This window comes from Alphaproteobacteria bacterium (genome assembly GCA_040905865.1).
Taxonomy (GTDB): Bacteria; Pseudomonadota; Alphaproteobacteria; order UBA8366.
The window spans coordinates 1-18,723 of sequence record JBBDQU010000014.1; the positions used below are offsets into that span (position 1 = coordinate 1).

The following is an 18,723-nucleotide window of genomic DNA, read 5'->3' on the forward strand; positions in this document are numbered from 1 at the left end:
CGTTCTCCAGCACCAGATAGGCCCGGCACGCCGCGCCGTTCGGCTCCAGCTTGTTGAGCTCGATACGCACGGCGCCCTCAACGGCTAAGGCTCCCGTCGTTGAAACACCAAGAAGGAGAAGGAAAGAGGCTAAAGTGGTGCGTCCGATATGGCTCATCGCTCTGAGTTCTCACGATTGTGTCGGAATAGAGCGGTGGTGCGCGAGTTCCCCAAGGCGCGGCGAACGCCCCACCTCAACTGTGCCGGCTGCTGGCGCCTAACGGCGCGCATCAAGCTCAGGGCGGCAAGCAACTGAAGCGCTGCCAGCCCGCCAAGAACCAATGTCACCTCATGAAACATTCCGCCTTGCGAGGCGAAACCGCCCGTTACGGCGGACATAGGCCAAGCGGCGATGGCAACCGCGCCAGCGAAGAGACCGGCGCCGCAGAGCAAGGCTGCCCGCCACATCGAACGCGGCGATCGCGCCAGCCCAAAGCCGAGCGCACTTAGCATCCATAAACCGAGGAAGGCGCCAAGCACCGGCGCCGCTGAGCCATCGAATATCTGGCCCAACCGCATGCCCCCTGCGAAGGAAGGGCCAAGGCCAGTGCTAACCGCCAGCGCCGGAAGTGCAAGTGTCGCTACGTAGCTACCTGCCATGGCGCCGCCGGTCACGCGATCGCCCACCGGTATCCCGGTATCCGGTTCCTGATATCGGAAGCGCTCCCAGCGAAGGCTGGCGCCGACGGCCACAAGCGCTGCCGCAAACAGCCCCGATACCGCATAAAGAACCCGGACTCCGATCCCGGAAAAATCCCCAAAATGCAGCGGCGCTGCCGCGAAATGCAGTCGAACCGCAGACGAAAGATCCCCCGGTGCATGGCGAGCCAGCGCGCGTCCCCGATCGTCAAAGACCGCGCCGCCGACATGGCGACGGAACAGCGCGCCTCGAAGGTTGCCGGCAACAGTAAAGGCAGGCGCCCCGTCGATGTCGCGAAAATCGATGAAGACCGGCTCGAAACCCGGCAGCAGGCTGCGCGCCCGCACGACTAGCCTGTCAAGGTTCGGACGTGATGTTCCGTTGCCTTGTGATGAATCGAACCGAAACAGACCCGCCGGCACCGGCGCTTTTGCGGCTGCCGCCCGAATCAGCGCCTCATCGTTCACGAAGAGATTGGCGACGCCAAGCCATATCCCTGTAATCGCGATGACCGCCGTGAACGGCAACGTCCATGATCCCAGCAGTTTGTGGAGATCGGACAGAAGAAGCCGCAGGCTGCGGCCCAAGCGGAGGCTGAACAACTGTCGAAGTATCTTGTGGTGGACGATCACCCCAGTGACCAACGACCCCAACATACCGATGCCGAGAATGCCGACGAGCCAACGGCCCTCACGTCCCAGAAACAGGCGTGTATGGTAGTTGACGAGGAAATCCGCAATGCCGCCCATCCCGTCGATCCGGATCGGGACACCGTCGGTGCCGACCGCAAAAATTCTGCCATCCTTGAGGCGCAAGGTTGGGCCCGGACATTCGTCATGCAACTCCAGGCGTCGCGCGCTCCATGAGCTGTCCGCTAACGTCTCGAACAGGCGCATTGCGTGTTCCGGCGTCCGTACAGTCGCCGAATCGCAGGTAATCCTGGCGGCAAGCGTCCATGTCTCAAGATCATCCTTGAATACGCTCATCGCGCCACTCAGGCTGAGCGTGAACACGATTGCTGCGAGAACGCCACCGAGCACGCGGTGCCATCGATAGGCGATCCCGACGGCGCGCGCCTTCATTGCCAGCACCCGCCGTCGCGCCTTCGGTGAGAAGCAAGCCGCGCGCAGTTACTCTCAGCCATCGAGCCGCCTTGCCGCCGCCAACGCCGCCCGCAGGGCCGCGACAGCCCGGTCCCGCATGTCGAGGGATATCCACTCGGAGGCGAGTTTGCGCAGGACGATGCCGCGCCGGTACGGATCGACGATCTCGCCTGTCAGCGCCTCGGTTCGGTCGAGTAGTGCGAGCGCATCCTCCCCCCGTTTCTGCCGATGCATGTTTTTTGCGATCCGAATATAGCCCTCGGCCCGGTGGTAAGGATCGGCAATCGCATCGGCGACTTCGATCCCGCGCTCGAAGCGATAGCTCTGACCGAAGTTACGAGCGATTTCACTGAGGACGTCGTTGCGATCTTCGCCCGCCGGCACACGAAGCGCGGCCTCGACTCCCAGCTCCAGATCGCTTGCAGCGGCGTCACGGTCTCCTTTTTCCGCCTGCTCACCTCCCAGCATGGCCAAAAACCGGGCGCGATTGAGCGGATTCCCGATCTTGTTGATAAGATCGCGGGAGCGCTCAAACACGCGCCGTGCGCGCTCCGTGTGTCCCACATCCATGAGGTTGGCGCCGATCTCGTTGAAGAACAGGCCGCGTTCGTACGGATCGGACAGCGCCTGCGCGATACCGTAAGCTTCATAAACGAACGGTACGCCTTCGCTGGGCTCGGTAAAGCGATGGTTCGCCCCGGTTCCGGCAAGAAGCTCCGCTCGTAGCTCCAGGTCGTCCTCTATCGGCAGGACTTCATCGATCATCCTCGCCAACATCGATCGGGCCGCGGCGATATCGCTCGCCTTGCCCAGCTTGTTGACAAGCTTCCAGCCAAGCTTGGTCCGAATCTCGATATCCTCAATGTGCGCATGGACCGCCAAAGCCCGTTCGAATCGATCCGTGGACGCGATTTCATTCGCCAGGTGGGCAAGCGCTTCATCGCGCAGCAGCGGCACATCGATTGTTTCCGCCAGGGCCTCCGCACGATTGATCAGGTCGCGCCCTTCGTCCCCATGGCCCAACACCACGAATTTGTGCCCGACCTGCGCGTAGATCTGGGATGCCTGGAAGCGGCTGCGGGCGCTTGGCTCCGCGGCCTCGACTGCGTCTTCGAGCCTCTCGTCCCGGTGAGCGAGGAGTATGGGGTTGTTCGGCATCGCCAGCGCCGCCGCCGGTGGCAACGCAACCGGGAGCAGAAAAGCGATCATCGCCAACCTGTTTGTGAACGCACCTGTCTTCATGGCTTCATGTCCTTTGCTGTACGGTCTCCGAGGCGCCTCGCCCCAAGCTGGGCGGCGAGTTCCGGAGAGGGTCCTGTCCGATCAAAACTTCGCCTGTAACCCCAGGAAAAAGACGCGACCGGAGGTTTCGGAGTCGAATGTTGTGTCCGTTCCCTTGAAAAGGTTCTTGTCCTGATCTGGATCGAATACGTTGATCACATCGAATGTAACGGTAATGTTCGGTGTTACGGTGTGGCGGAGGCCGACATCGATGAGCAGACGCGAGTCTTCGACTTCGCGCTCGTCGACAGCTTTTACCTTGGTCAGACTGCCAAGATATTTCGCGGCGATATTCAGTTTGGTTCGTTTGTCCGGGAACTGATAGTCAGCGCCGGCGTTCAGCAGAAATTTGCGCTGTTCGGCGAAGGGCTGCTTCTCTCCTGTGTCATCGAGTGTCAGCTCCGAGTCGTAGATGCCCTCATTTGCCCATAGAACGAGACCGTCCAGGTTCCCGTTAAACACCTGCATGTTGATCCGCTGTTCCAGCTCGAGTCCGTGAACCCACCCGTCGCCGACATTCTCGACCTGAAATACGTCCTTGCCATTCTTTTTCTCGTTTGTTTTCGTGATATCTATGACGTTCGATATCTCTTTGCGAAAGAGCAGCGCAGAGAAAAGATAAGATTTCGTGGCATGGGTTACCTCGAGATCGAAGTTCCACGCCTCCGCCGGTTGCACATCAGGATTACCGACCTCGAACCTGTCTCCTTTTTCCTTGCTAAAGGGAACAACCTCTTCGAACTTCGGCCGATTGAGCTTCTTCGAGACCGCCGCCTTGACGACGGTGTTCTGGTCCAGCGAATGACGGAACTGCAAGGACGGCAGAACATCGGTGCGGATAGTGGAACTGTTCGGACTTCCGGACGCTTCCGACAATCGCTGCAGAGTCTCCACGCGAACTCCCGGCTTAATGCTGGTGTTGTCGGAAAAAAAGAGCTCGGATTCGATGAATCCCGCATAAAGGCGCTCATCCACAGTAAAGCTGTCACCTGGTTCGGTCTTGTCGGTGACCGTTCCGTCCGCCTTGGTTTCGACCTTTGTTTTGCCCTGGTCACGAACCCTGTTCCGGAGCTGAAAGCCCGTGTGGAAATCCTGGGGCAGAATGTAGTCAATCGGGATTCTTGCCGACGAACGCAGCTGCACCTGATAGTCGTCGAGCTCGGAAACCTCCTCTTCCTGTTTATCGAATGTGTTTCCCTTGAAGACGCGCTTCAGCTTGTCTGCGTCCTCCGTCGTGAGGAACCCGCTCAAATCAGACTTTAGAAGCACCCCGCCGTTGAACTTGCGTTCATGCTCCAGCGTGGCTCCCGCGGTCATGTCGTCGCTCGATCCTGTTTCGAATTCCGTCTCCACGTCCTTGCCCGGCTTTATCTTGTCCTTTCGCTTGTCCTTCGCGCTTTCCTGGATGTTAATCTTCGGCTTCAGCCGGAAAGTATCGTCGCCGAGATACACAGCCAGTTGACCGCTTAGATTCAAGCTGTCTTCGATGACCGTTTCATCCTCGATTTCCTGCTCCTTAAAGGCGTTCGCCGCATCGAACGTGGTCTTGGTCTTGTCTTTCTCGCGGGGTGTTCGGGCCTGATCGATGAATATGTTGTATCCGTAGTTCTCGTTCGGACGATCTCCAACGGCGGCTCGAAACTGTCGGAACGAACCATCGAGGGTATCGACGCCTCCTCCGAGCGCTTCGAGTTCGAACTTCAGTTCATCCGGGATCGGCCGGGAAGTCGCCTCTATCCGTCCGGCAATACCGTCGCCTTCGTAGGAGGCTCCGGGATTTCTGAGAATCTCGATGACGTCGATTTCCAGAGGAGACAGCCGGTTGACGCGGAAGTCGCGCTCGCCGGAAACGCCTGGAAGCTGGATTCCGTCGAGTTCGAAACGGTTGAATCCCTTATCCAGCCCCCGGAACTTGATATCGCGATTGACTCCGACCGGCCCGCGGAAGAACACCCCAGGCATGCGGTCCATAACATCGCTAAGGCGACGATCATTCGGGAGATCCCCGAACTGCTCCCGCGTCAGCCGGGATATCGGATCGATCCGGTCATAACGTTCGGGGTCGTCCGCCTCCCCCACGCGCTTGGGCGTCACGATCACTGGCCTGAGCCATTTCGGATCGGGGCGTCCGGCGGCGCGCTCAATCGTCACCGCGTCGGCGCTTGCGTAACGATAGGTCATGCCGGTGCCGTCGAGCAGGCGCCGCAAGGCCTCTTCAGGCGTGTATTCTCCTTGCACGCCTTGGGTCGCAAGTCCGGCCGTCATTTCTGCCGGGTAGAGAAGCTGCAGATCGACGGTCTGAGAGAAGGCGAGCAGCGCCGATTGCAAATCGCCTGCCGGGATGTCGAACCGGCGCGACTCGGCCATGGTGACCTGGGCGATCTGGATGGGGCCGAGATCGAAGGACGGAGCCGCCCCGGTTTCCATGTTGCGCAGGCGCTGCTGCCAATCCTCGGCCAAGGCCGGCGCTGCGGCCAGCGCCAGAAGCGAGACCCCCGCCAGCAGTGAGTGAGACCGGCGCCGGAAGGCGTCTTTGCACGCGCCGATCCCGTTGTCGCCCGTGTTCGCTTGTCCGCTCATCAGCTTCAGTCCTCTCATCGATTTCGCCCCGCAGCGCGTGGCGGCAGGCCCGCCTCCGCGTCGGTTTCACAGGGTTAGACCGGTCGAGGGGCCGGACTCCTGATCTCCGAAAGCGAAAAAACTTTGCGAGGGAGCGAAAAAAGGCCCGAGACGCCGCGCGAGCGCCGCCTCAGCCGCGGGCGCGGAGCAGGGTGAGCCAGGGCGTGACGCGCACCACATCGATGGGCAGGGCCGCCTCGATGGCGGCGAGCGCCCGGTCCGTGTCGCCGAGCCCGAACACGCCGGTGAAGCGCTCGTCGGCTATACTCGAATCGAGAAACAGGATGGCGCCGGGGCGGTAACGGTCGAGCGCCGCCACCACGTCGCGAAGGCGCCTGTCGGCGAAGACCAGCCGCCCCTGGCGCCAGGCGGTCAGCAGGCCCACGTCGGCGCGCCCCGTCTCGATGCCGCCCGCGGCGGCGTAGCGCGCCGTTTCGCCGGCCGCGAGCGTGACCCTGCCTGCCTCTCCGGATGCGGCGAGTTCGCCGGTCACGCGGACCCGTCCCTCGGCAACGGCCACGGTGACGGTCTCGCCCGCCTCGCGCACGTTGAAGGCGGTGCCAAGCGCCTGCGACGCGCCGCCGCCGGCCGCCACCCGGAACGGGCGCTTCGGTTCGGGCGCCACGGTGAAGAACGCCTCGCCGCGCAATAGCCCGACGCAGCGGCAGTCGTCGCTCAGATCGACCGTGATCGCCGTGTCGGTGTTGAGATGAACGACCGAGCCGTCGGCGAGCGTGATTTCCCTCGTCTCGCCCACCGCGGTCGCATGGTCGGCGCGTAGGCTATCCGTGCCGCCGACGAACCACAGGCCGACGACAGCGGCAAGCAGGAGCGAGGCGGCGGCCGCGGCATGGCGCAAGCGGCGACGCTGACGCGGACGGACCTTCACCTCGCGCCGGACCCGCTCGCCGGAGGGATAGCCCTCGGCGCCGAAGCCGAGCCGCGGGTCCGGGATGCCGCCTATCGCGCCCCACAGCGCCTCGGCCTCGGTATAGGCCGCGCGGTGAGCAGGGTCGCGGTCGATCCAGGCGCGGAAGGCCCGGCGGTCCGCTTCGGTGACGAGGTCCGACGTCATGCGCACGAACCATGCGGTCGCCTCCTCGACGCGCGCCTCGTCGCAGGGGCCGGTCTTCGCGGAACGGTTCCTCGACCTCATCATCCTGCCGTTTTGCCAACCATTCGCATGCCGGACCACCCCAGGGCCCGAAGCCCGGAGGGGCGCCAGCCCGTCTTACATTACCATAGACTGCCTGAAGGCGGCGACTCCTGACAGGGAAGATGCAATTATTTTCCGGCGGCGTCGAGGCGACGGCGGCAGTGCAGCATGGCGCGGATGATGTGCTTTTCCACCATGTTGCGGGAGATGCCGAGCCGTGCGGCGATCTCGCCATTGGTGAGCCCGTCGAGCCGGCTCATCAAGAAGACCTCGCGGCAGCGCGGGGTCAGCTCGTCCACGGCATCGGCGAGCAGCGACAGGCGCTCCCGCGCAATCGCTGCGGTTTCGGCATCGGGTTCGGCGCACGGCGCCACCTCGGGCACCGGGCCGCCGTCGATAACCGACGTGCTCGTGCGGTCGCGCGCCATGCGGTCGCGGGCGGCGTTCGCCGCCACCTGGAACAGGTAGGCGCGGGGCTCGTCCACGGTACGTCCCGGCGCCAAGCGGATCAGGCGCAGCCAGGCTTCCTGCGCCACCTCGGCCGCCGTCTCCTCGCAGCGGAGCATGCGCGCCAGGAACCGCCGCAGTGCCGCGTGATGCCGGAGGTAAAGCTCCTCCACTGCGAGGTTCTGTCCCGAGGCTCCCATTCGTCCATCCCGTCATTATCCCGGCAACCCTTCGACGCGCCGCCTTCTCTGCTCGCGTCCTCAACGTCGCTATCGGAGGTACCGACCGTTTCGATCTGGCAGGCACGCTACTGCGAATGCAATCCATTCGCAATGATAAATCTGCGTGTCGAGCAGGAAGATTCGGTCTCCACAGCGAAGACGACCGGTATCTCAGTGCTGGTTCGATTGTCGGTAATCCGGGTTTCGCGCGGGTGGTTGATGGCCGTCATGCACGCCCGCGTCTGCTTCCTCGCCACGTCGTAATCGGCGAGCAATTCGGCAATGGTCGATCCGTCCGGCAGCAGGTCGAGCTCATTGGCCGCCCGTCCCGTAATCATCCGGTGAGCGATGCGGCGGCGGTTCTATAGGGGATGCAGGAGGCCGTCGGTTTCGACGGTCTTCAAGGCCTCGGCCAGCGACAGGCTGCGATAGAGGCGGAACTATTTTCCGGTGCGCCATGCCACTGGATATCGGTCGCGGCTGACCCAGTCCAGGCGAGTGAACGGACTGTCGAACTCCTCTCCCAAATTCTCCGGAAACCCGGATATGTAACGTTGGAGGTAGACACAGCTAGGCCGCAACCTGTTACGGCAATTTGAGATGACAGCAAGCCCCTGATTTGAAACTACAATGGCGATCTTTTAATTCCCTGCTGTGCGCAAACCCTGCCTGATATCGATAGACCATTTCCCTGATCCCGTATCCAGGGAAAATTTCCCTGTATGTTCCCTGTTTAACAGGGAAACTCATGCGGAGACGGGTTCGCACCAGACTGCGTCCACCACCAAGCCTCCTTCTGGATGCTCTGATTCTACAACCGGGGCCCGATCCGGCTATCGCACCAGCAGCACCGGGCAGTCCAGCGAATCGAGGATTTCCGCGGCATTGCTGCGCGGCAGCAGGGGGCTGTCGGCGCCGAGAACGAGGAGGCCGGCTTTCTGGCCGTGCGCCGCCTCGCAAAGCGCCGGCAGCGACGCGGCCCTGAGCGTCCGGAAATGCGCCGCATTGCCGGCGGGGCCCAGAAGTTCCCTGGCGCGGGCCTCGAGCGCCTGCCGGTTTTCCGGATTGGCTTCGGGGAACAGAATCGTCAGCGCGTTATTGTCCGGCGTGAGGATGTCCGCCAATTGCAGCGCCTTTTCCCCGATTTCCGTGCCATCGAAGACGACCGCAACGGGGCCTGTCAGGTGGCGCCCGGCCCGCAGCACCAGCACCGGGCGCCGGAGGTTCTGGATCGTCGTTCTGGCCGGCAGGCCGAGCCGCGCCAGTACCGGTCCGCGATGCAGCCCGCCTTCGACAATGACCAGGTCGACCGTTTCCGCGGCCGCCGCGACCTCCTGCGCGATCCGCCCCCTGACGATGCGGAACGACCACGGAACATGCCCGCGTTCCGCCGCCGCCGACAAGCGGCGCCGCGCGGCGCTGGCAAGCCGGGCCATCTGCAGTTCCAGGTCGGCGGATTCGAGCGGCAGGCTGCCGCCCGTCATAAGGTTCACCTGGGTCGTGAACGGCAGGGCGGCGACCTGCAACAGATCGCCATCCTCGACAAACAGCCCCTGCAGTTCCGCGCGCAACCGTCCGGCCAGTTCCGCGGCGACCTCCAGGCCCGCCGACACGGTCGTACCGGAATCGAGCGCCACCAGGATCCGGCTGACCAGTATGCCGCGTTCGGTCATCTGTCGCTCTCCGAATTGGCTTTCGCGTTGAACTTCCGGACCACGTCGGACAGTGTCTCAAGCTTCCGTTCTATGCGGCCATTGATGGTGTCGGCCGGATATTCGCCGGAGTCGTCCCGCGCGCCCGCCGGAACCCCGGTCAGTATTTCCATACCCTGATCGATCGTCTCGACAGGGAAAATCCGGAATTTGCCGTCTGTCGCGGCCTGCACCACATCGTGCCGCAGCATCAGGTGCTTCACGTTCGACGCCGGGATCATTACGCCCTGGTCGCCGGTCAGCCCGCCCTGCCGGCAAACATCGAAGAATCCCTCGATTTTTTCGTTCACGCCGCCGATGGCCTGCACCTGGCCGTGCTGGTTGACCGACCCTGTCACCGCGAAACCCTGCCGGATCGGCGTATCCGCGAGGGCCGAAAGCAGGGCGTAGAGCTCCGCCGAAGAGGCGCTGTCGCCGTCGACGCCGCCATAGGACTGTTCGAAGACCAGGCTGGCCTTCAGCGCGAGCGGCCGCGTCAGGCCGAACCGTTCGCCAAGAAAGCCGGACAGAATCAGCACGCCTTTCGAATGCAGCGGTCCGCCGAGTTCGACCTGCCGTTCGATATCGATCACGTCGCCCTTGCCAAGCTGCACGCTGGCGGTAATGCGCGATGGCTGGCCAAAGGCGAATCCGCCAAGCTGCAGGACGGAAAGCGCGTTGACCTGCCCGGCGCGCGCGCCCTTCGTATCGATCAGAATGGTGCCGCGCCGGATCGCCTCCTGGGTGCGTTCGCGGACCCTGTCGGCGCGATGGATCTGCGCGTCGATGGTCTGTTGAATATCCGCCGCCGTTACAATCGCCTTGCCCGACTGACCGGCCCGGTAATCGGCTTCGCAAAGGACATCGGTAATGCTTTGCGTGTGGCAGGATATCTTTTCGGCGTCTCCCGCCAGACGGACGGCATGATCGACGACCCGGGCGACCGCGCCGGCGTCAAGCGGTTTGAGGGATTCCTGCCTTGCGATCCCCGCCACGAACTGCGCGAACAGATCTGTCGTTTCCGGTGTCCGGTCGATTTCCTCTTCGATATCGACAGCGACCTTGAATATTTCCGGAAATTCCGGATCCAGCGCCGCGAGCATGTAATAGAGGCGGCGGTCGCCCAGAAGAATCACCTTGACGTTCAGGGGGATCGGTTCGGGCTCAAGGGAAACCGTGCTGATCAGTCCCATCGCCTGGCCGGGGCTTTCGATCCGGATTTCCTGCGCCTTGATGGTTCGCTTCAGTTCCTCCCAGGCAAAGGGCTGCATCAGCACCTTCAGCGCATCCAGAATCAGATAGCCGCCGTTTGCCCGGTGCAGGGCGCCCGGCTTGATCAGCGTGAAATTCGTGCTCAGCGCGCCGAACTGGGCGATGTATTCAACCCGTCCCAGCAGATTGCCATGCGTCGGATGGTTTTCGTAAATGACCGGCGCACCCGTCCGGTCGCCGGCATGGTTCCGCAGCAGGTTGACTTCATAGCGCTGGAACGAAGGGGGCCCTTTGGCGCCGTCCGGCTGGGCGGCGGCATCCGGTGGACTCTCCTGCAGAGCGGAAAGGAAATCGCCGGCATTTTCGACAATGTCCTGCTCGACCGCATCCAGGTGGGAAATTACCGCCGGGATATCCTGATATTTCTGCCGCAGTTCACCGATAATGTTGCTGACGGCGGACAGGGTGATTTCCTTTCCCAGGGCGCGTACCCGATCGCGGTGCTCCTTGCCCCACCGAGGCACCTCGCGAAGGATGGCCTGCAATTCTTCCTGCAGGACATTTATATCCGCCTGAATGCGCTTCTGTTCGTCTTCGGGCAGTTTCTGGAATGCCTCGGGGCCCAGCACCTCGCCGTCGCGCATCGGCGCCAGCGCCATGCCGACCGGTGTACGGATCAGCGCGATGGATTTTTCCCGCGCCTTTTCCTGAAGCGCGCCGAACGCCTTTTCGCTGCGCTCGTTGAATTCCTCGCCCAGCGACTCGAAGCGCGACCGGGTATCGTCGCTTTCGAAAGTGGCGGGTATGGTCGTTTTCAACTCCTCGATAAGGCGATCCATGTCCTTCTGGAAAGGCATGCCTCGGCCGGAGGGCAGGTTGAGCGCGATCGGCTTGTAGGGTTCCGCGAAGTTCTGGATATAGCACCAGTCGTCCGGGGCTGGTTCTGTCGCCGCCTGTTCGTCGATAAATTTCCGGACGAGCCTGTGTTTGCCCGACCCGCTGGATCCGAGGGCGAACAGGTTGAAACCGGCGCGCTTCATGCCGATGCCGAACCGGACTGCGTCCACCGCGCGGGACTGGCCGAACCAGGCTTGCGATTCGTCCAGTTCCTCCGTCGATTTGAAGGTGAACATGGCAGGATCGGTTCGGCGGCTGAGAATATTCGCTGATATCGGTTCCGGTTGCATGGGCGTTTCCTTTGATCGCAGCTTCATATTTTTTAGTCGACACCACGCTCCGGCGCTTTGATCTGGCTCAACCTCCGGGGAAGGCCGGTCGTGCCGAAACCATACGCACCGACCAACGGACCGGTGTCGCGATAGTTCCGCATTCAGACAAGGAACATCAGCCTGATAATATATCCGGCGATGCCCAGGGCAAGGACCCCCGCGACCCAGAGAACGATAAACCACAGGAGGCGACGGGCGAAAGGCGTCAATGATATCCCTCCGAAGGATCGACCTTGCCACGGAATACCCAGTAATTGTGAGCGGTATAGATAAGGATTATCGGGATAAGAATCGCGGCGCCGACAAGCAGGAACAAAAGGCTGCTGTCGGGGGCGGCAGCCTGCCAGATCGTGACGCTGGTCGGCACGATGTAGGGATAGAAACTGATCCCGATACCCGCATAGCAAAGGAAGAAGAGACCCAGTGCTGCCAGGAAGGGCTGTGCATCGCGATTGTCGGCAAGGCCACGAAAAAGCGCCCAGGCGCAACCGATAACCAGTGCCGGGACAACCAGGCTGAACAAGACCGTCGGCCACGCGAACCAGCGTTCAAAATAGGCCGGGTTCAGGAACGGCGTCGCAAGGCTAACCGCCGCAATCAGAACGAGCGTGGCAACCCCCGTTATCCAGGCAAATTTCCGCGCGCGGTCCTGCAGGTCGCCCGCCGTCTTCATGACCAGCCAGGTCGCACCGAGCAGCGCGTAACCGATGACGAGCGCGATGCCGGTGAACAGGCTGAACGGCGTCAGCCAGTCCCACCAGCCGCCGGCATAGGCTCGGTCGACAACCTCAATGCCCTCCACCAGGGCGCCGAGGGTGATCCCCTGGGCGAAAGCAGCGACGAACGAGCCGCCTGCAAAGCCCCAGTCCCAGAGAAATTTGCCGCGTTTTGTGCGCCAGCGGTACTCGAAAGCGACGCCGCGGAAGATGAGACCGATCAGCATGGCGATTATCGGCGCATAGAGCGCGGGCAGGATAGTGGCGTAGGCGAGCGGAAAAACGGCGTAAAGCCCGCCACCGCCAAACACGAGCCAGGTCTCGTTTCCGTCCCAGACGGGCGCCACGGAATTCATCGCGAGATCGCGATTTTGCTCGCTCCTGAAAAGCGGGAACAGCACGCCAATGCCGAGATCGAAGCCGTCCAGGATAACATAGGCAAGAACAGCGAAGGCGATCAGCGCGGCCCAGATGAAGGGAAGGTCGAATTCCATAGGCTCAGCTTTCTCGCTTGGCGGGATTTATCGTCCGGTCCGGGTCGACCGAAGGTGCGGGTGTAATTCCCGCCGACCGGATCGGACCGAGGACTTCGTCCAGCTCGTCGTCGGGTCGCTTCGACATCAGCCGCAATATGTATAACGTCCCTGCGCCAAAGACGGTAAGGTAGACGAGAATGAAGGCGATGAGAGACGCGCCGACGGCCGGCGCGTCGTGCGACGATACGGAATCGGCCGTTCTGAGCAGTCCGTACACGGTCCAGGGTTGCCGCCCTACTTCGGTCGTGACCCAGCCCGCCAGGACGGCCGCGAAGCCCGAGGGCGCCATGATGACAGCGGCGCGCTGCAGTCGTTTCGCGTCGTAGAGGCGGCGCCGGAACCGCGCCCATGCACTCCATAGTCCAAGGCCCACCATGGCGAACCCCAGGCCGACCATGATCCGGAAACTCCAGAACAGGATCTCTGCGGGCGGACGGTCCTCCCTGGGCCAGGACTTGAGGCCCTGAACCTCGCCGTCCCACGAATGCGTCAGGATCATGGAGCCAAGCCGGGGTATCTCCAGCGTATGGCGCATCTCCGCTGCTTCGTCGTCGGGCAGGCCAAGGAGAATCAGCGGTGCTCCCTTTTGCGTCTCGTAATGACCTTCCATGGCCGCCACCTTCGCCGGCTGATGTTCAAGCGTATTCAGCCCGTGTAAATCGCCGGCGACAACCTGAAGCGGCGCCACAATCAGCGCCATCCACATCGCCATCGAAAACATGATCCGCGCTCCGCGATCCTCCGGCGTGCGCAGGAGATGCCAGCCGCCGACGCCGCCAACCACAAGGGCGGTCGTGAGATAGGCGGCCAGCACCATGTGGACGAAGCGGTAAGGGAAGGAGGGATTGAAGATGACAACCCACCAGTCGTCGGGGACGAACTGGCCAGCGTCATTGATGGCAAAACCGACCGGTGTATGCATCCACGAATTGACCGCGAGGATCCAGAACGCGGAGAAGAGTGTCCCGGCGGCGACCATCAGGGTCGCGAAGAAGTGCAGCCCGGGCCCGACGCGATTCAAACCGAACAGCATCACGCCGAGAAAACCTGCTTCGAGGAAAAACGCCGAGAGTATCTCATAGCCCAACAGCGGCCCAAGAATCGGGCCGGTCCTGTCGGAGAAGACGCTCCAGTTGGTGCCTAACTGATAGCTCATGACGATACCGGAGACGACGCCCATGCCGAAGACGATGGCGAAGATAATCTTCCAGTAATGGAACGCCGCCAGGTATCTTTCGTCCCGGCGCCAGAGCCACAGGCCTTCCAGCACCGCGAGGTAGCTTGCGAGCCCGATTGAAAAGGCCGGAAAGATTATGTGCGCTGAAATCGTGAAGGCGAACTGGAAACGCGCCAGAATTAATGCATCGGGGAATTCAGGCACTGGTGTCCTCTCCATCTGCCCGGACCCGTCTCATCCGGAAGCGCCGGGAATTTTGAGTGCAGGCCAGTTTACCTGCCGCCCCGGTCCATCAACGCTTTTACAGTGCTTCTGTTCCGTTTATGGCCCTCCCGGGGCGGTTCAAACCGTCACGCTTGCGGATTTGGACGTTGCGGCAGGATAGGCGCAAACGATCGTGGTTTGGCTGGGGCGGGAGGATTCGAACCTCCGTATGCCAGGATCAAAACCTGGTGCCTTAGGCCGCTTGGCTACGCCCCACCATTCACAAATTGTTCCTGATTGCGCAACGGGAATGTATGCTCATCGCGGAATGCCCGCAACCGCGAACAGATGCAAAATACCGAACCGCACCCGACCGTCCGGTCGGCGCTGATTATTTCGGGATTGTCGGATCGTGACAGTCTCCCGCTTTAATCCGATCCGCGCAGACGACGACCGAGGGCGCGAAACGGTCCGGAAATGCGCCAGGAATTGTCAGTCCGAAGGGCATCCAGATCCGCCCTTGCCGTCTCGGCCTCGCCTTTGGCAAGGTCGGTGATCGCCCTGGCCGCAATGGCCTCCGCCGTCGCCGCATCAGCGCGCTCCCTTGCTGCGCTTGCTTCCCGTTCGGCTGCTTTCGTCTCCGCACGGGCCGTCTCTATCTCCGCCCGAAGCGCCGTGGTCCGCAAGGCCACCTCTTTCTCGATGCATTCGCAGAGCAGGGCGTCACGGGTCAGAAGAGAGTCGATTGTCCCGTCATACCCGGCGACAGCTCGCCAGATAGCGGGGGACAGGCGCGGGTAGTTGATCTTCGAGTATACTTCGGGAAGGTTATATCCAAGCTTGCGGTAATCCTCCACGGCGGTTATCCCGCCTTCGGCCTTGAGGCACATTGCGAACAGGAACTTGTAGAAATCGGGCCAGGCGTCGAACACTTCCTCTGGCGTATTGAGGTCCATGCCGCGCGATTTGGACCCGTAGCGCGGCTGGTTGAAGACGGTATCGAGGTAAGCCTCGGTCGGTTCGGGTTTCATGTCGAAATAGCCGACTGACACCCGCGTATCGGGGTTGTCATACAGGCTGGCAGCATAGTCGGTGAAACGGCCGACAAGCATACGGAAGCATTGCGCGAAGTATTCGCGGTTCCTCGTCAGTTCCTCGAACCGGATAATGTTCTCAAGGGGCAGGTTGCGGATCGCGATCATGTCATATTTGACCGTGGGCGACGCCATCATCAGGAATTCCCTGGAAAACGGTTTCAGCCGGAACGTCTGGTCCACGAGTTCCAGTTCCGCAAATTCGCTCATATCTTCACGAAACGGCCTGTACACGTCGGGTCCCTCAAGCCGGGCATCGGTCACGGTCGTTGCATAGTGACAATAGAGTCCGTGTATCCGCATGATTGGATGGCGAACTGCCGACGCGAAGGTTCCATTCCTTTCTTCGATGGCGGTCTTCATCGCAAGACCGTGAAAGCCGTTGGTCGCGCCGAATATTTTGGTATGCCGGCTGGTGCCCCATAGCTGATGGAGGCCCTCGGCGAACGCGTCCGGCTCCATGTCGGGCATGATTCCCGCCGGGTAGGGCGGGATGCTTCGGGTCCCCTGGAAACAGACAACTTCGGGATGCAAGGACATGGCGCGCGCGAACCAGCCCGATGCGGTGCCTCCCCAGGTCGATACGTAAAACATACGGCTATTGCCCTACCAGGTCGCGGACCCAATCGAGTCGCGATAACGGTTTGTTGCAGAAGCGGCTGTGAGAATAGTCTTCGGCCTCACAAATTCAAAATAAACACAGTGAAAAGTTGTTACTTTTTTTACCGGCAATTTCTGCAACCCGGTCAGACGTGGCGTGGACCGATACCGGGACGCGTCAGGCCGAATGGCTACCCGTCAGTTCCGTCGGCGCAACCCACCAGCCGTCATGCGGGATTGTCTCTGCGGCGCGTCTTGCCGCCGCCGCGTCCGCGAACAGGCCGAAGCAGGTGGCGCCGCTACCGGACATCTGGGCCAGCAGGCAACCCGGAGTCTTCTCTAGGGTCCTCAGTACGGTGCGGATCGCCGGGCATAGCTGTATGGCGCCATCCGTCAGGTCATTGCCCCGTTCCGCGAGCATGCTGGCCAGGCCGGCAATGTCCCCGGGAGAACGCTGCGGCCGGTTCAGCGGCGAAAAATCGCCCTTTCGCGCGCCGAAAACCGATGCGGTCGCAACCCCGATTCCCGGATTGACGAGCAGGATACCGGCAGGCGGCAGCGCCGGGGCGTCTTCGAGCACCTCGCCGATACCGCCCGCGAACGCCGTGCGCGCCAGCAGACAGACGGGCAGGTCCGCGCCGAGCGCGAGGCCGATTTCGGGCAGATTCACTGCGCCATCGGGAATCCTCCAGAGCGAGGAAAGCCCCTTCATGGCGGCGGCGGCATCGCTGGAGCCGCCGCCGATCCCCGAGGCGACAGGCAGGTTTTTCGTAATGGCGATATGGGCGCGGGCGGAAACGCCGGCGGCATCCGCGAGACGCTGCGCAGCACGGTACACCAGGTTCCGGTCGGGGGAAGGCATTTTTCCTGCGAAGGGGCCGTCGCAGACGACATCCAGCGAGTCGCTGTCGCAAATGGCGAGAACGTCGCCCAGCCGGGTGAATCCGATCAGGCTGTCGACCACGTGATAGCCGTCGGGGCGTTTCCCGATGACATTGAAGTAAAGATTGATTTTCGCAGGCGCCGAAACGACGGCCGTGCCTGCCGGATGGCCGCTCATCCGCCCGAACTGTCTGCGTTCTCGTCATCCAGGCCGTTGGTCAGCTTGCGCTGGATCTTCTTGATTTCGGATTCCTCCGGATTCAGGTCCAACGCATGCTGCCACTGGAACCGCGCTTCGAGTTTCCGGCCGACCCGCCAATACGCATCGCCCAGGTGATCGTTGATGACCGGGTCGCTTGGCCGCAGCCGTACGGCCCGTTCAAGCTGCCTTACCGCTTCCGTGTAGTCGCCGAGGCGGTAAAGGACCCAGCCCAGGCTGTCGACAATGAAGCCGTCATTGCGGCGCAGTTCCACGGCTTTTTCGATCAGCGCGCGCGCCCGGTCCATATGCATGCCTTTTTCAGCCCAGGAATACCCCAGATAGTTCATGACATAGGGTTGATCCGGTTGCAGCTCCAGCGCCTTCAGGAAATCCTTCTCGGCCCGTGGCCACAAATCCGACCGCTCCAGCGCAATGCCGCGGTTATAGTAAAAGAACCAGTCTCCTGAATCGGCCTCGGTGAAACGCGCAGCGGCCCGGTCGTATGCGCCGACCGCTTCTGCATAGCGTTCCTTGCTGCGCAGAATGCCGCCGAGCCGGATCAGCGCGTCGGTCCGTTCCATCCGCTCCGCCGCCATTTTTTCCAGGATCGACACGGCCTGATCCACGTCGCCCAAGTCAGCCAGATTATCGGCGATCCGCAGGCGCGCCGACCAGCCATAGGGCGACGACTGGTCGATTGACGCATAAATGGCGTTGGCGATTTCGGGCTGCTTTTCCTCATCCATCAATTCGCCGATCAGCAGCCGCGCCAGTTCGAATTCGGGTCGCAGGTACAGCGCGAGCCGCGCGTAAACGATGGCGATATTCCCGGCGCGGTCCCGCGGCAATGCGGAGGCTATATTGAACAGGCTTTCGGCCATGCCGTCGGCGGGACTGTCGACGAGCGGTGTTGCGGGACCACCCGCATTAAGCCGCTCAAGCTCCCCGCGGATGACAAGGCTCCGCGGGTCGCGGCGCAGGTAGCCCTCGTAGATATTGCGTGCTTCCCCGGCGCGGCCGTTCCGTTCGAGGAAGGCGGCAACGGCCCGGACAACCCGGATGGGGGCTGCGTCGAGAGGGTCGGCAATTTTTCGATACGCCGCTTCCGCCGCCGCATTCCGACCCGCAACCTCGCTGATCAGGGCGGTATGCAGGTCGCGCATGGCGTCGAAGCCGCTTTCCTTGTCCAGCGGCGCCAGCGCGGCCAGCGCCTGATCGACGGCCTGGAGCCCGACCAGGGACCAGGCCAGCGCGAGCGGCGCCGAATAGGTTGCTAGACCGTTGCGCGGCATGGCGTCGAACCTGTCGCGCGCGGCCTCAAAATTTCCCTGGCGGAGCAGTTCGACGCCGAGCAGCAGATCCGCGGTGGGCATTTGGCCGCCGGATTCGTCGATGCGTCTGGCCAGGGAAATCGCCAATTCCATCTGTCCCCCCGTCAGTGCGAGGACGAAGGTGCGGCGCAGCAGCTTCTGGTCGTCGGGGTTTTCCTCCAGGACATGCAGCAGGAAGCTTGCCGCGTTTTCGGTGTCCTGCAGTGCCTCCGCGTGCTGACCGGCAAGGAATTTGCCAAATTCGGAATTCGACATTGCTGCGACGGGAATCAGGATGCTTCCGGCTGAAACCGCCGCCAGCAACCCGGTTCGAACCTTGCGAAATGTCATCGGCATCGTGCGT

13 protein-coding genes and 1 tRNA gene are annotated in these 18,723 nt (G+C 62.2%); all 14 read right to left on the reverse strand.

Annotated features, from left to right (window positions below):
* Nucleotides 1-153: 153 nt before the first annotated feature.
* A complete protein-coding gene (locus tag WD767_03480; GenBank protein ID MEX2615137.1) occupies nt 154-1,761 on the reverse strand; it encodes a PepSY-associated TM helix domain-containing protein in 1,608 nt (535 codons plus the stop codon).
* A 54-nt stretch (nt 1,762-1,815) separates the two neighbouring features.
* On the reverse strand, nt 1,816-3,024 hold the full coding sequence (locus WD767_03485) for a hypothetical protein (protein MEX2615138.1): 1,209 nt from the start codon (nt 3,022-3,024) through the stop codon (nt 1,816-1,818).
* 81 nt (nt 3,025-3,105) lie between these two features.
* Nucleotides 3,106-5,661 (reverse strand): TonB-dependent receptor, encoded by a 2,556-nt coding sequence (locus WD767_03490; GenBank protein MEX2615139.1) that lies wholly within the window; start codon nt 5,659-5,661, stop codon nt 3,106-3,108.
* Nucleotides 5,662-5,812: 151 nt separating this feature from the next.
* Nucleotides 5,813-6,841 (reverse strand): FecR family protein, encoded by a 1,029-nt coding sequence (locus WD767_03495; protein MEX2615140.1) that lies wholly within the window; start codon nt 6,839-6,841, stop codon nt 5,813-5,815.
* Nucleotides 6,842-6,966: 125 nt separating this feature from the next.
* Nucleotides 6,967-7,485, reverse strand: coding sequence for an RNA polymerase sigma factor (locus tag WD767_03500; protein ID MEX2615141.1), 519 nt, complete (start codon nt 7,483-7,485; stop codon nt 6,967-6,969).
* Between the two features lie 107 nt (nt 7,486-7,592).
* On the reverse strand, nt 7,593-7,844 hold the full coding sequence (locus tag WD767_03505; GenBank protein ID MEX2615142.1) for a hypothetical protein: 252 nt from the start codon (nt 7,842-7,844) through the stop codon (nt 7,593-7,595).
* A gap of 495 nt (nt 7,845-8,339) precedes the next feature.
* A complete protein-coding gene (locus tag WD767_03510; protein ID MEX2615143.1) occupies nt 8,340-9,179 on the reverse strand; it encodes a universal stress protein in 840 nt (279 codons plus the stop codon).
* Nucleotides 9,176-11,596, reverse strand: coding sequence for an ATP-binding protein (locus WD767_03515; GenBank protein ID MEX2615144.1), 2,421 nt, complete (start codon nt 11,594-11,596; stop codon nt 9,176-9,178). The genes WD767_03510 and WD767_03515 overlap by 4 nt, the downstream gene beginning before the upstream one ends.
* Nucleotides 11,597-11,843: 247 nt before the next feature.
* Nucleotides 11,844-12,848: a cytochrome d ubiquinol oxidase subunit II gene (gene cydB, locus WD767_03520; protein ID MEX2615145.1), complete on the reverse strand. Its 1,005-nt coding sequence runs from the start codon at nt 12,846-12,848 to the stop codon at nt 11,844-11,846.
* A gap of 4 nt (nt 12,849-12,852) precedes the next feature.
* Complete coding sequence (locus WD767_03525; protein MEX2615146.1) at nt 12,853-14,286, reverse strand: cytochrome ubiquinol oxidase subunit I; 1,434 nt, start codon at nt 14,284-14,286, stop codon at nt 12,853-12,855.
* Between the two features lie 184 nt (nt 14,287-14,470).
* Nucleotides 14,471-14,547, reverse strand: a tRNA-Gln gene (locus WD767_03530).
* A 152-nt stretch (nt 14,548-14,699) separates the two neighbouring features.
* Complete coding sequence (locus WD767_03535; protein MEX2615147.1) at nt 14,700-15,959, reverse strand: hypothetical protein; 1,260 nt, start codon at nt 15,957-15,959, stop codon at nt 14,700-14,702.
* A gap of 184 nt (nt 15,960-16,143) precedes the next feature.
* Complete coding sequence (locus WD767_03540; GenBank protein MEX2615148.1) at nt 16,144-17,025, reverse strand: 4-(cytidine 5'-diphospho)-2-C-methyl-D-erythritol kinase; 882 nt, start codon at nt 17,023-17,025, stop codon at nt 16,144-16,146.
* Nucleotides 17,022-18,716, reverse strand: a complete 1,695-nt coding sequence (locus WD767_03545; GenBank protein MEX2615149.1) for a tetratricopeptide repeat protein — start codon at nt 18,714-18,716, stop codon at nt 17,022-17,024. The genes WD767_03540 and WD767_03545 overlap by 4 nt, the downstream gene beginning before the upstream one ends.
* Nucleotides 18,717-18,723: the final 7 nt, after the last annotated feature.

What these genes read in the sequence shown, in the direction of transcription:
- WD767_03485 (MEX2615138.1), bottom strand. Translation starts at nt 3,024, where the DNA reads ATGAAGACAGGTGCGTTCACAAACAGGTTGGCGATGATCGCTTTTCTG.
- cydB (MEX2615145.1), bottom strand. Translation starts at nt 12,848, where the DNA reads ATGGAATTCGACCTTCCCTTCATCTGGGCCGCGCTGATCGCCTTCGCT.
- WD767_03510 (MEX2615143.1), bottom strand. Translation starts at nt 9,179, where the DNA reads ATGACCGAACGCGGCATACTGGTCAGCCGGATCCTGGTGGCGCTCGAT.
- WD767_03535 (MEX2615147.1), bottom strand. Translation starts at nt 15,959, where the DNA reads ATGTTTTACGTATCGACCTGGGGAGGCACCGCATCGGGCTGGTTCGCG.
- WD767_03480 (MEX2615137.1), bottom strand. Translation starts at nt 1,761, where the DNA reads ATGAAGGCGCGCGCCGTCGGGATCGCCTATCGATGGCACCGCGTGCTC.
- WD767_03490 (MEX2615139.1), bottom strand. Translation starts at nt 5,661, where the DNA reads ATGAGAGGACTGAAGCTGATGAGCGGACAAGCGAACACGGGCGACAAC.
- WD767_03545 (MEX2615149.1), bottom strand. Translation starts at nt 18,716, where the DNA reads ATGCCGATGACATTTCGCAAGGTTCGAACCGGGTTGCTGGCGGCGGTT.
- WD767_03500 (MEX2615141.1), bottom strand. Translation starts at nt 7,485, where the DNA reads ATGGGAGCCTCGGGACAGAACCTCGCAGTGGAGGAGCTTTACCTCCGG.
- WD767_03515 (MEX2615144.1), bottom strand. Translation starts at nt 11,596, where the DNA reads ATGCAACCGGAACCGATATCAGCGAATATTCTCAGCCGCCGAACCGAT.
- WD767_03525 (MEX2615146.1), bottom strand. Translation starts at nt 14,286, where the DNA reads ATGGAGAGGACACCAGTGCCTGAATTCCCCGATGCATTAATTCTGGCG.
- WD767_03495 (MEX2615140.1), bottom strand. Translation starts at nt 6,841, where the DNA reads ATGATGAGGTCGAGGAACCGTTCCGCGAAGACCGGCCCCTGCGACGAG.
- WD767_03505 (MEX2615142.1), bottom strand. Translation starts at nt 7,844, where the DNA reads ATGATTACGGGACGGGCGGCCAATGAGCTCGACCTGCTGCCGGACGGA.
- WD767_03540 (MEX2615148.1), bottom strand. Translation starts at nt 17,025, where the DNA reads ATGAGCGGCCATCCGGCAGGCACGGCCGTCGTTTCGGCGCCTGCGAAA.